Origin of the sequence: Metamycoplasma arthritidis, from assembly GCF_900660715.1 — a bacterium.
Classification (GTDB): Bacteria; Bacillota_I; Bacilli_A; order Mycoplasmatales; family Metamycoplasmataceae; genus Metamycoplasma; species Metamycoplasma arthritidis.
The window spans coordinates 163796-176690 of record NZ_LR215047.1 but is presented as its reverse complement, the minus strand read 5'-3'; the positions used below and the strand labels follow the sequence as shown (position 1 = coordinate 176690).

Below are 12895 nucleotides of genomic sequence, written 5' to 3'. Positions count from 1 at the left end.
TTATTAAAATAAACAAATTCACTTATTTGAAATATTTAATCAACCCATTTTTTTCTATCAAAATTAGATTTTATTATTGTTAATAGCAAATGAATTCCTTTAATTTAATAAAAAAGTGATAATAAAAATGAAGAAGTTATATTTACTTCGTTCATTTGTCATAAATTTTTATTTGGTCTTTTGTTAAAGAATTATTTTTTTGTTTAATAAATTCTAAATTGACTTTAACGACTTCTCTAAAGCCTTCATCAAAACTATTCAAACATAGTTGCCTTAGTTTTTGGATGCCATTTCATTGTCTACCTTCACAAATCTTATCGGCAACAAAAATGATCTTATCAAGTAAATTTAATTCTAACTCTAAGGAAGTATGCACTTTAATAGCATGCAGCACTTCTTCATTTGGATATTTATAAACATCACGCAAAAAATAGTACCCTGTTGTTTGGTGCAACATATATTGCGGCAAGTTATTTGAATTTAGTCCATATTTAGCTAAAAAATCATAAGCTTGTTGTTGCTCTCAACGTTTGGTAATGTCATGCATAAATCCAGCACGATAAGCTTCTTTAACATCATAATTAGTAGCTTTGGCTAATTTAACAGCAAACTCAGCAGTAAACCTAAGATGCTTAAAGCGTTCAATATCCATAGTATTTTTAGCAATGTCAGCAATATAAAGTCAATGTTTGCCAATGTACTCTTGCACTATTGCCTCAACTTGATTCAAATTGCCTTGTTTATAGGCAGTTGAACTAAAAGGATAGAGGTGATTTTTTAACTCCAAACAATGATATTTTTTAATGTTTATTTTCGAATATTTATTACCACGATTGAAAATTACTATTTTAGCCTTTTTAGCAATGTCGTCAATATCTTTTCATTTATTTAATTTATTTACATTATCCGATCCAACTATTAAATAAAGCTCAGCATCCTTAAACTTAGAAAGAAAGTAATTTATTGTATCAATTGTATAAGATTTGTATTGACGTTTGATTTCAAAATCGCAAACTTGCATTTTATTTTCTAAGACCATTTTTATCATGTTAATGCGATGTTCGCCACTGACATATTCATCTTTTTTTCTAAAAGGATTTTGATAAGCGGGCACAAAATAAAGGCAATCTAAATTAAGAAGTTCTATTGCCTCTTTAGCAACTAAAATATGGCCCTTATGAATAGGATTGAAACTACCACCAAATATTCCAATTTTCATCCTCACTCCTTTTCAATTTATTCTTTATCTTTATTGGCCTTACGAAGATTCTCTTCTTTGACCATTTTGTATTTACGAATTGTATTTTGCTTTTCTTTTTGTAGTTGCGTTCCAGTTTTTAGAATGCCCTTTTGAAACTCTTGATTTATTGAATTAATTATATTGTTAATTTTGTTTCCTTTAAAATCACAAAACAGATCAAAAGCATTGTCTCTGTTAAAAATTGACCTTAAATTAGAAATAGCAATACCGATTCCTCTTATAGCGCTTTGATCTCATAATGATTCTAATAAATCTTTACCAAAATTGTAAATATCATTAACTTCATTGGTATAAAAATGAATCCTTTTTTGTTTCGAAGATCAGTTTTTGTTTGCCCATCTAATCATAACTGTAATAGTCGAACCTTCAACATTAGTAATTTTGGCACGTTCGCTAACGTTTTCAGCTAACTCATATAAACAATTTGAAATTTCGTTAAAATCGGCGATATTGTTTTCAATAAAAGACATTGAGTTACTAATGCCCTTGGCTTCTTCATTTTGTACATGATCATGTAAATTGTCGCCTTTTAGTTCCAAAATAAGCGAATAAAATCTCTTGCCAAAAACACTTCTTAGAAATTGCGTGTTCTTTTCGTTAACTAAGTCGCGATAAGTGTTGATACCATATTCTTTTAACTTTGCAGTTGAAGCTTTGCCAACGCCAAAAATTTCTTGAATATCTAAGTCATAGAAATGCTTTTCAATATCTTGTTTTTTTGTTTCTAAAATGCCAAAAGGTTTTGCTTTATTAGTTGACATTTTAGCTAAGAATTTAGTAAATGAAATACCAATCGAACAAGGCAGTTGAAACTTATCTAAAATATTTTTTTGGATCTCAAATGCTAAAGCTTGTGCTGAGATTTTGCGATTATTTAGGATCGTAGTAACTTCTAAATAACATTCATCTATTGAATAAATTTCAATGGTATGAGTATAATGAGTTTCTAAATAATCGAAAATTCTTTTTGAATATGATGAATATAGCTGATAGTGTGGTTCGACAAAAATTACATTTGGACATAAATGCTTAACTTTAAGACTAGGATCTCCTGGTCTTAAGCCAAGTTTTTTTAGTTCATATGATACTGATGTGGCAATTGATCGTTTATGAACTTTACCTATTGCTACAGGTTGATTATCAAGTCTAGGATCAATTGCTCTTTCACAATTAATAAAAAAAGCATCCATATCAATATGGAAAATTGTCCTATTTTGTTCTAGCATCTACCAAACCTTTTTTAATTACTCTATAAATAATTGAGGCACATTCAAGACGATTCAAATGTACTTTAACATTTTCAAAAATAATTAATTTGCCTAGCTTTTCTTGTTCTTCTTCAACAAGTTTTTTACCGTTTAGCATAGCAAGGTAAAGATCTAAAATTGTTTCAATTTCATTAAGAGTTCGATCTTTAATTTGCGCTAGCATAATCTCGATTGAAGATAAAAAGATTGCACATCCCTTGCCTAGATATTTAGCATCTTTTAAAATGCTGTTCTCTCATGTTAAAGCGATTTGAATTTCATCAACGCAAACAAGGGAATTTTCTTTAATTATGTTGCTATCCTTTAAATCTTCTACACGATAACGAGGATTAAGATAGGCTTCCATAATTAATTCTTGGCGTTGTTTAGGGCTATATGAATTCAAGGAAATTGCCTCCATTCTTTAATAGTTCTACGATGGTATCAATATCTTTTTTATCATTATAAAATGATAATGAAATTCTCACATAAGTTTTATTATATTCAGGAAGTTGCTGAACCATGTGTGCACAAAAACCGCCAGCACGAACATAAACATTTTTATGTCCTAAATAAGAAGCGACATCTTGCGATGAATATGACCCAATATTAAATAGGACAATTTTTGCGCCCTTTTTACTTTCAATTTTTATATTAGGAACACTTTGAAGCTTCTTATATAAATAATTAGCAAGTTTAGTTTCAATTCTATCAATTTCATCATAGTCAATTTTGTTTAGAAATTCAATAGCTTTTTTTAGCTGAAAAATTCCCGCAAAATTAGGTGTGCCAACTTCAAGAATTAAATTATTAGTTTTAGCGGTCCATACGCAGCCGTTAATTGTTTGCGCTTGTCCGCCACCTCATCTCGTTGGCATTAGAATTTTTAAAAGATCATCTTTTATAACTAAAGCACCAGAGCCTGTAGGACCATAGATTTTATTCGCTGAAAAAGCAATAACATCACAATTATTGAGTGAGACTTTTTCATGAGCAATTGCCTGAGCGGCGTCATTGACAACGATTGCGCCATTTTCTTTAGCTTTTTGGTAAATTTCATCAAGATTGTAGTCCATTGTGAAGTTATTAGTAGCTTGTGAAAGAGCGATTATTTTCGTATTTTTATTAATTTTGCTTAGAAGATCTTTGTTGTCAGTTGCAAATACAAATTTAATATTTTCCTTGCCTTTGAAGTTTTCAAAAAAGGGAATGGAATTAGAATCGTGATTTAAATAAGATAATAGAATTTCACCATCGTCAATAATTTTAGCAAGCATGCTAATAATAATATTTAGGCTTTCAGTAGTTCCACTAGTAAAAGTAACATTGTGTGGTTTGGAATCAACTAAAGATGCGACTACTTGACGGGCCTCTTGGAGTTTTTTGGCAATGGCAATTCCTAAAACAGAATCAGCTGTCCTTGTAGAAATTGAATATTTTGCATAAAAATCATTACCTTCATCAATCACTTCGTATGGCTTAAAAGTTAAAGCGGCATTATCAAGATAAACAATTTCTTTATTGAATTTAAACATAGGAAATAATTTTTTATAATTCATTTTCTTTAATCCTTTTCAAAAAGTGAAAGATATTCAATATTCTTGGCTTTTTCGCCTAAAATTGGGCTTTTTTGAATTTTAATTAATGTAAAGTTGTGTTCCTTAGCATAATTAATCACTTTATTAATAATATATTCGTGATGTTTTTCTTCAACAAAGCCACCTTCTAAAACATATTTGCTGCTCGCTTCAAATTGTGGTTTAATTAAAGCCATAATTTGCGTTTTTGATGACAGTAGTTGCTCGCAAACTTTGAAAACGTGTTTGAGACTAATAAAAGATACATCACAACTAACAAATTCAAGGGGCTCATTGAACATTTCTAATGTCAAATGTTTCAAGTTGGTTTTTTCATAAACAACCACTTGAGGATTAATCCTTAGCTGATAGTTAAGTTGATTAGTGCCAGAGTCAACGGCATAAACTTTCTTCGCACCATGCTCTAAAAGCACTTGAACAAAACCTCCAGTTGAAGAACCAATATCTAAACAAACTTTATTAGAAACTGTCGAGTCAAAATTGTTAATCGCTGCAAGTAGTTTGTTAGCAGCCCTTGAGACATATTCATTTTTTCTAATAAGTTCGATTTTAGAGGTATGTTCATCAAATTTAAGAGTTGGTAAAAAAACTTTTTCACCGTTAATGATGACTCTACCTTCGCGAATATACGCCTCAGCAATTTTTAAGGATAGTTTAGTTTCTTTGGATACTATTTCTAATAATGTCTTCTTCATTAACTATGCTTCTTTTGCAAATTGAGGTGATTTTGCAATCATGTCCAATGTTCGATTGACAAATTTATAAGTACTATCATCAGGAATAAAAGACTTGGCAATATTAACCATTTCATTGATAACCACTTTAGGTGAATTAAAAAATAATTCAAAAATCCCATAAATAATAATTGCTCTTGCCAATGGTTGAATCCGCTGTCATGTTCATTGTTCTAATATGGATCTCTTAGCAATAGATTGAAAAAGATCGTATTTTTCAGAAATAATAGTCAACGAATCAAGTTCTCTTTTTGATAAATCGAAATGTTCAAAAAGGTAGTTAACATCAATTTTTTCTTCAAAAAGTTCAGATTGATAGATAAAAGTGATAAGTTTCACTCTTTCATTGTATTTTTTTAAAAGAAAAACCGATTTTTTTTGTGTTTGATCTTTTTGCTTATTTGATTCCATAATTATTCCCAAATATTAATTAATTTGATTTGCTTGTTTGCAGAGTTTTGAGTAAGTGTGAAAAGTACGCCATTTAATTGACATTGATTTTTTGATACTTTAAAAGATTTATGAGCATCAAAACGCATCTTTTCATATACTTCTTGAAAATTAGCACCAATTGCACAGTCACGAGGACCACACATTCCGGCATCAGTTAAAAAGTAAGTACCTTTTGGTAGCAATCGAGCGTCATTAGTTTGCACATGAGTGTGAGTTCCAAAAAAAGCTGAGGCCTTGCCATCAACATATAGAGAAAAAATTGCTTTTTCTGCTGTTGTTTCAGCATGAAAATCAATAATGTAATAATCAGCTTTAACCTCGGCATAAATTCTATCAAACTCATCAAAAAAGTTATTAGCTTGCTCTTCTTCTCAAGGGGCAAATAGCGGATTAAAAGTGATGCCCATGAACGCCATAACTGCAATTTTTTTACCGCAAACTTCAAAAAGACGAACACCACTACCAGGATATTTCTTTTCTACATTAGCCGGTCTAATTAAATCATTATTTCCAATAATGTCATATATGCCTTTTTTGAATCAAACATGGTTTCCTAATGTAAAAGCATCAACACCAGCTGCTTTAAGTCGCAAGTATTCACGCGGTTCAAAACCTTTGCGACCCGAAACATTCTCGGCTTGAGCAATTACAAAATCAATGTTGTAATCTTTTTTTAATTGGGGTAGCATCTTTTCGACAAATGTAATGCCAGAGTCACCAAAAATGTCGCCTAAAAATAATACGTTTATATCTTCTTTATACACAATATTTGAAATTATAAGCATTTTAATGAATTATTGCTCTATGTTATTCATTTTATCTTCAACTTGGGTTTTTATTTTCTTAAATAAATCATGATTTGTCTCTAGCAATAATTGTAAATTGGCAACTCCTTGCGCAATATTTTCATTTTCATAGCTATATCAAGATCCCTTTTTAGTAAGAATGCCAAATTCTTCAGCAAAATTAATTATTTCTGATGTAAGAGAAATTCCTTGTGAAAAAATGATTTCAATTTGGGCATTTTTATATGGGGCTGCTAGTTTATTTTTTACTACTTTGCATTTTACTTGATTGCCCAAAATGTCACCATTACTAGTTAAATTTTGTTGTTTTCTTACCTCTAAACGAATTGATGAATAAAACTTAAGTGCTCTACCACCCGAAGTGGTTTCGGGATTACCGAAAATGACACCAATTTTTTCTCTAATTTGATTAATAAAAATAATTGTTGTTTTATTTTTCGCAAGTGAGCCTGTAATTTTTCTTAATGCTTTTGACATTAGTCTTGCTTGGGCACCTACTACTTGATCACGCATTTCGCCTTGAAGTTCTACTTCAGGTACAAGAGCCGCCACTGAGTCAACTACTATTAAATCAATAGCTCCAGTTTTAGCAAGTGAGTCGACAATTTCTAGTGCTTGCTCACCAGAATCAGGTTGCGATAGAATTAAATTATCAATGTCCACTCCGACATTTTTAGCATAATTAGGATCAATTGAATGTTCGGCATCGATAAAAGCGGCGATGCCTCCTAGTTTTTGAATTTCGGCAATTGCATGCAAGGCAATGGTGGTTTTGCCACTGCTTTCTGGGCCATAAACTTCAATAATTCTCCCTTTTGGTCAACCTCCAATTCCCAAAGCACGATTAATTGAAATAGAGCCCGAACTAAAAACTTCAGGGGTTATTTCAGGTTTTTGACCAAGAATCATAATTGATTCTTTACCGAATTTTTTTTCAATTTCTTTTAATGTTGCTTCTAATAATTGGTTTTCGTCTTTTATGTTTTTTGCCATTTTTCCTCCATGCTTTTACTTTAACTAATTAGCCATTCAAAATTTAAAAAGATAGGAAAAAAATAGGAAAATCTAAAAGTTTATTCTAGAATTCCCATATCTTTAAGTTTTTTAATTGCAAAAGTGACCGCTTCTTGACGAACACTATTACGACCGCCAATTAAATTAAGTTCATAAACTTCGTCGTTAATAGCGATATAAACTAATCCCGCTGGTTTGTCGTCCATTACGCCAGGTCCAGCATTACCAGTAAAAGAAACACAAATATCACTACCAAAAAATTCATTACCAGCTTTTGCCATGGCCAAAGCCACTTCTTTATTTATTACTCCATTATGAGTGCTAATGCCTAGTTTTTGTTTAATAGCATTACTATAGCTTACAAGAGCACCTAGAAAATATTGGCTTGCCCCTGGCACTGAGACTATTTCAGAAGCAAACAAACCGCCAGTGAAAGATTCGACTGCTGAAAGGCTTTTATTGTTTTTCATTAAAATCCTTGTCAAATTTTTTCGTTGCCCATTCTTCTAAAAGGATTGATAGAGTAACATTTTTTGTTTTATCTTCTTTTAAAAATGTTCCCATTACTCTAATTTGGAAAATTCCTTTAATTTGGTTTAGTTTATCAATAGTAGCTTCAATGCTTTCATTTGGTTGTAAGTTAATAGTAATATCACGGCTTTTTAGAGGAAGTTTATTAAATGTTTTAAAACTTGGTGCATTAGGACTAAGATCTTCTAGCAATATTTCAGAATAAATTGCTTCATCTTTTAATAAATTAGGATGAATCTTAGCAATGTAACCGATCATTTTATTTTCTAAGTAAATCTCGCAATTAACATTAGGATGGAAGGTGCTGTTGATTGATTTTTTAAAAGTTAAATTTTTATTGGTTAATGAAATAAGATCTCTTTTAATTTCATCGAAGGTTTTTTGGTTTGAGACAATTCCTAAAACGTTATGGTGATCAACACTAATGGAACCAATTTCAAAGTAAGAGCCAACTTTCATACCTTGTTTTTGATTATGCAGCATAACATTAGATAGTGAATAAATCATTGATTTACGAATTGCCGAGTGCTCATAATTTTTAGAAGCTGGAATTAAATAATCATTTGCAAAGTTAAATGGGTTAAAAATATTTTTCTCTGGGCTGATTAAACTAAAAGTACGTACATTAATGTAGTTTTTAGCCGCAAGTTTTTTTAAATAAGCATCTTCTAGTAGGGGCGCTTCAAGGGCTTCATGGTACTTGGCTGGTTTTTTAGGAAAATTGTCATAGCCATAAAATCTAAAAAACTCTTCTACAAAATCTTGAGCAGTTAAAAGATCATAACGATAAGTAGGACAAGTAATATTAAGATTGTTGTTACTAAAACTAAAACCTAAAATTTTTAATTTTTCAATGACAGCAAGGTAGTTTTTGGATTTTGAGATTGCAAAGCCTGCATATTTATTAAGATATGAATTAGTGATTTTAATTTGCACTTGTTTGGGGATTGCTTTGTATAAAGAAACATTAGGGCGAAGGTTGAAGTTTTTAGTCATGTAGTTGTAGGCCAGTACAAGTTGTGCACTGTTAATTTCTTTACAATTTCTAATTGTTTGTTGAGTTTCAATATGTGATTGTTTTAAATTTTTTCTTACACTTTGAATGTCGTATGAAGAAATTTCAATTAATACTCTTTGCGTATCAGCTGCTACTTGATAGCCATCAAATGGGGCAATTCCAGCTAAACCAATAATTTGGCTGCCATCTTTAAGCACAAGTGCTTTATTGAGCACAATTTTTTGTTCTTTAATTGTAAGTTCGCCACTATATAATTCAGTTGAAAAAGCCCGGTTTTTAAGTTTATCAGCATCATAAACTTGTGGTTTAATTCCAGTCATTAAAAAAGTTAAGTTCGCAATATTTTCAACTCAATTATTTACACTAATGTTGTGTTTTCATAAAAAAGCTTGCTCTTGCAAAGAAAAATCCGTAGATTCCAGGTTAACTTCAAATAACAAAATATTATTAGTAGACACTAGTTTTTTTGAAAAACCTAGTTCATGGTTTGTTGTAGGCAAGAGCAGATTTTCTGTTTTAAAATCTACATAACTATTAAAATAAGCGGCCAGTTCTTTTGCCATAATAAAATATGAATTTGCATCAGCACGATTTGATATTATTGTGACATCAATCATGTAATCATCTAAATCGAAGTATTTAATTGGATCTAGGTTTAAATCAATTTCATTAAAAATAAAAATTTGATCATCAAACTCTGCAGGAGTAACTTGTTCGTTAAAACCAACTTCGCTTAATGAAGCTAGCATGCCATCAGAAACGATTCCTTGCATTTTTTTTGGAGCAAAAGTAATACCTTTGCTACGCGAACCAGGTACAAAAGCCATTAAATAGCAGTCATCTACTACATTAGTAGCAGTTGTTTGAATAGTGCGCATACCATCAGCAAATTGAATTTCACAAACCGTTAAACGATCGGCGTTAGGGTTTTTATAGGTTTTTAGAACATGACCGAATTTAATGCCCTCAACATCGCTAAAACGATGATAATCTTCAACTTCAAAGCCGAGTGAATTAATTGCTGCTACAATCTCTTCAATTGTTTTTTGCTCAATATGTGCTAAAGAAACTAATTTTTTATATGAAAAAATCATGTTGTTACTCCTCTATTTAAATTGTTTTAGAAAACGTTTGTCGTTAGTGTAAAAATGGCGAATGTCATCGATGCCGTATTTAATCATGGCAATTCTTTCAATGCCAATTCCGGCGGCAAAACCAATCATTTTGTTAGTGTAACCCGCATCACGCAGCACTTTTTCATTAATCATACCAGCCCCAAAAACTTCAATTCAACGATTGTTAAAGAAAATATCAACTTCAACGCTAGGTTCAGTGAAAGGGAAATAAGAAGGGCGCATTCTTAATTTAATTGGTTTTTCTAAAACATATGAAATCATGCTTTGAAGAGTAGTTATTAGTGAAGAAAATGATTGTGATCCGACGCTAACTAAGTCAAGTTGAGTAAATTGGTGACTGTGAGTTGCATCTTCTTCGTCATTCCGGTAAACTTTACCAATCGCAAACTGTGAAAACGCTTTATTTTTATATTTTTCTAAGGCTCTTGCACTAATCCCAGTGTTGTGCGTTCTTAGTAAAAGATCTTGACTTTTGACGTCTAAATATAGGCTATCCTGCATATCGCGAGCTGGGTGATTTTTAGGAATATTTAGCCGTTCAAAGTTATAAAGTTCACTTTCCACTTCACCATAGTTTAATTCAAAATAGCCATGATTTAGCAATCAAGTTCTAAATCTTTCGCTAATCAAATTAATAGGATGAATTGAGCCTTCAAAAATAACCGGCGTAGCGTGATCTTGGTATTCTGATGCTAAACTTTTTTCAACTGCCATCGCTTCTAATTTGGCTTTGGCTTTTGAAAAAAAATCTTCAGCTTGAGTTTTTAGTTCTTGAATTTGTCGACCTATTTTAGCTTTTTCAGCAGCTGGCGATTCTTTTAAAAGTTTCATCAAAGTTAAAAGTTCTACTGAATTATTAAATTCATTTTTACTTTGTTTTAAGTCTTCAAAATTGTTAATTTTTTCTAAATCAAATGTCATAAGTTTTTTACTCTCCTTTTAATTTCCTTCAATATTCGTTGATTTTTTCTTCAAAACCTTCTTTTTGTGAGCAGTAGTATTGTTTATTTTTTAGTTCGCTTGGTAAATAATCTTGTTTAACATAATGGCGATCAAAGTTGTGAGGATACAAATACTCAACGCCTCTTTTTAATTTTTTAGCCGATGAATAAGATGAGTCTTTTAGGTGATTAGGTACTTCAAATAATTGCCCCGATCGTAGATCCTCGAGAACACTATGGTAAGCTAGGTATGCTGAATTAGACTTTGGACTAAGGGCGATTTCTAAAATCGCATTGGCAATTGGCAAATATCCTTCAGGAAGTCCCAAGCGTTCAAAAGCATCAATTGCATTCATAACTTGCACTGGTAGATTAGGATTAGCAAGACCTACATCTTCATAAGCGGCACAAATCATTCTTCTAAATAGCCCATCAAAATCACCTGATTCAACTAAAATAAATCCATAGTATAAAGCGGCATTCGGATCAGATCCTCTTAAAGATTTATGAAAAGCACTTAAATGATCAAAATGAGCATCACCATTAGAATCGCCCGTAAACTGAATAGCGGGAAGAATTTTTTTAATCTCATCAAGAGTAAGTTTCTTAGTCTTTGAGAGTGTACTAATTAAGTCAAGACTGTTAATGGCGCTACGATAATCACCGTTAGATTGTGAGGCAATAAAATGGTATATTTCATCACTTAAATTGCTATCTAATTGATTGTTTAAAGCAATCTTTTTAAGTTGCTTACTTAAATCATCAATTGAAGGATTCTTAATTTCGACAATGGCGCAACGCGATCTAAGCGCAGGATTAACCTTAAAATAAGGATTCTCAGTAGTGGTTGCATAAATTGTGATTAAATCATTTTCAATGTAAGGTAGTAAGATATCTTGTTTATCTTTGTTTAAGCGATGGATTTCGTCAATGATTAAAATTTTATTTAATTTTAATTTAGCAACTAAATCCTCTTTTTTTTCAATGGCTGCGTTAAAGTAATCAAATGAAACTTTTAACGACGAAGCTAGAATATAAGAAATTGTTGTTTTGCCAGTTCCGGGCTTGCCATAGAAAATAAATGAACGAAAATCATCATTAGCAATAATTTTTTCAAAAAGAAATCTTTGACTATCATTGCAAACAAAGTCATCAAGCGCAATCGGGCGAGTTTTTTGGGCTAAGTTCTTATTCATATAGTTAATAAATTATAGTAAAAATGGAGCACTTGGCTCCATTAATTAATTGATTATTTAACTAAACTGCGATAACTTTTGTTGCTAGTAAAATAATAAAAATTATGTTAACAACAACGGCGATTGAAAGAAAAATAATTCAACCAAGAAGTGTTGTATCTCTTTTTTTAGCTGGTTTGCTAGCTTCTTGGGTTTCTGTTGGTGCTTCGGTAATTTCTTCAGGGATAATAACCGGCTCGACTGAGCGTTTAAAACCTGAAAGTGTTCTTACAACTGTCGATGACTTTTGATCATCTTTTTTTAGTCTAAAGTAAATGTCTAAATTGTCATTATTTGGCAACATTTGTTCAATTTCGACATCATATGCCGATGAAATTACTAAATCTTGTAAACTAACTTCACTTGCTTTCATTGTTTCACGATTAGCAACATCAAATTCAACGTATTTTGATTCTTCTTCTAAGTCAACAGTTTTTTGGATTGCCAAGATTTCAGTAGTCTTTGAAGTTGGTTTATCAACTAAGTTTTCATGTTCGATAAATTCAATTACTTCTTCGTTTGCAACTTTGGTTTCAGCAAGTCTAATTAACATTTTTCTAGCTTTTTCTAGATCTACAGAACCACGGTAAGCACCTTCGCGATGGAATCAAACTCTAGTGTTGTTAGCAGTAGTTTCACTTATTCTTATAAATTCACTAACTGCATCATTAAATTCTTCGTATTCACGGTGTGTTTTTTGGTTTGCTTTTTTAAATCTGAAAATGATTTTTTTAGTTTTTTTATCAGTTACTTCAGAAATGTAGAAACGTTCTAAAGTATTTTTACGGGTTGGGCTTTTTGTAGCGTTTTTTGCCATAATTTCTCCTGCGTCTATTCTCTATTTAATTACATTATAACATTGATTTTTTTATTAGTATTATACTGAATGATATTGCAATGAAATTATAATGTTTTGCAATA

13 protein-coding genes are annotated in these 12895 nt (G+C 31.2%); all 13 read right to left on the bottom strand.

The annotated features are described in order from the left end of the window. Window positions 1–142: 142 nt before the first annotated feature. The 13 genes from EXC42_RS00715 to EXC42_RS05825 all read right to left on the bottom strand — a co-directional run bounded on the left by EXC42_RS00715 (window position 143) and on the right by EXC42_RS05825 (window position 12791). Window positions 143–1219, bottom strand: a complete 1077-nt coding sequence (locus EXC42_RS00715) for a nicotinate-nucleotide adenylyltransferase (protein WP_012498067.1) — start codon at window positions 1217–1219, stop codon at window positions 143–145. Between the two features lie 17 nt (window positions 1220–1236). Beyond that, window positions 1237–2487: a Y-family DNA polymerase gene (locus EXC42_RS00710; protein WP_012498066.1), complete on the bottom strand. Its 1251-nt coding sequence runs from the start codon at window positions 2485–2487 to the stop codon at window positions 1237–1239. Then, on the bottom strand, window positions 2471–2914 hold the full coding sequence (locus tag EXC42_RS05840) for an iron-sulfur cluster assembly scaffold protein (protein ID WP_012498065.1): 444 nt from the start codon (window positions 2912–2914) through the stop codon (window positions 2471–2473). Before EXC42_RS05840 ends, EXC42_RS00710 begins: the two co-directional genes overlap by 17 nt. Then, window positions 2901–4067: an aminotransferase class V-fold PLP-dependent enzyme gene (locus EXC42_RS00700; RefSeq protein ID WP_012498064.1), complete on the bottom strand. Its 1167-nt coding sequence runs from the start codon at window positions 4065–4067 to the stop codon at window positions 2901–2903. The genes EXC42_RS05840 and EXC42_RS00700 overlap by 14 nt, the downstream gene beginning before the upstream one ends. A 5-nt stretch (window positions 4068–4072) precedes the next feature. Continuing rightward, window positions 4073–4801 carry a TlyA family RNA methyltransferase gene (locus EXC42_RS00695; protein WP_012498063.1) on the bottom strand — a complete coding sequence of 243 codons (729 nt, stop codon included), beginning with the start codon at window positions 4799–4801 and terminating at the stop codon, window positions 4073–4075. Window positions 4802–4804: 3 nt separating this feature from the next. Continuing rightward, window positions 4805–5251 (bottom strand): transcription antitermination protein NusB, encoded by a 447-nt coding sequence (locus tag EXC42_RS05835; RefSeq protein ID WP_012498062.1) that lies wholly within the window; start codon window positions 5249–5251, stop codon window positions 4805–4807. A 2-nt stretch (window positions 5252–5253) separates the two neighbouring features. Then, the gene (locus EXC42_RS00685; RefSeq protein ID WP_012498061.1) at window positions 5254–6078 is read right to left on the bottom strand and encodes a TIGR00282 family metallophosphoesterase; all 825 of its coding nucleotides are present in this window, start codon (window positions 6076–6078) and stop codon (window positions 5254–5256) included. 9 nt (window positions 6079–6087) lie between these two features. After that, window positions 6088–7092, bottom strand: a complete 1005-nt coding sequence (gene recA, locus EXC42_RS00680; RefSeq protein WP_012498060.1) for a recombinase RecA — start codon at window positions 7090–7092, stop codon at window positions 6088–6090. An 80-nt stretch (window positions 7093–7172) separates the two neighbouring features. Next, window positions 7173–7583: a CinA family protein gene (locus EXC42_RS00675; protein WP_012498059.1), complete on the bottom strand. Its 411-nt coding sequence runs from the start codon at window positions 7581–7583 to the stop codon at window positions 7173–7175. Continuing rightward, window positions 7570–9756: a phenylalanine--tRNA ligase subunit beta gene (locus EXC42_RS05830; RefSeq protein WP_129648844.1), complete on the bottom strand. Its 2187-nt coding sequence runs from the start codon at window positions 9754–9756 to the stop codon at window positions 7570–7572. The genes EXC42_RS00675 and EXC42_RS05830 overlap by 14 nt, the downstream gene beginning before the upstream one ends. Window positions 9757–9768: 12 nt before the next feature. Beyond that, complete coding sequence (pheS, locus tag EXC42_RS00665; RefSeq protein ID WP_012498057.1) at window positions 9769–10719, bottom strand: phenylalanine--tRNA ligase subunit alpha; 951 nt, start codon at window positions 10717–10719, stop codon at window positions 9769–9771. 7 nt (window positions 10720–10726) lie between these two features. Beyond that, complete coding sequence (locus tag EXC42_RS00660) at window positions 10727–11935, bottom strand: replication-associated recombination protein A (RefSeq protein WP_012498056.1); 1209 nt, start codon at window positions 11933–11935, stop codon at window positions 10727–10729. Between the two features lie 61 nt (window positions 11936–11996). Next, window positions 11997–12791, bottom strand: coding sequence for a hypothetical protein (locus tag EXC42_RS05825; protein ID WP_012498055.1), 795 nt, complete (start codon window positions 12789–12791; stop codon window positions 11997–11999). Window positions 12792–12895 lie beyond the last annotated feature (104 nt).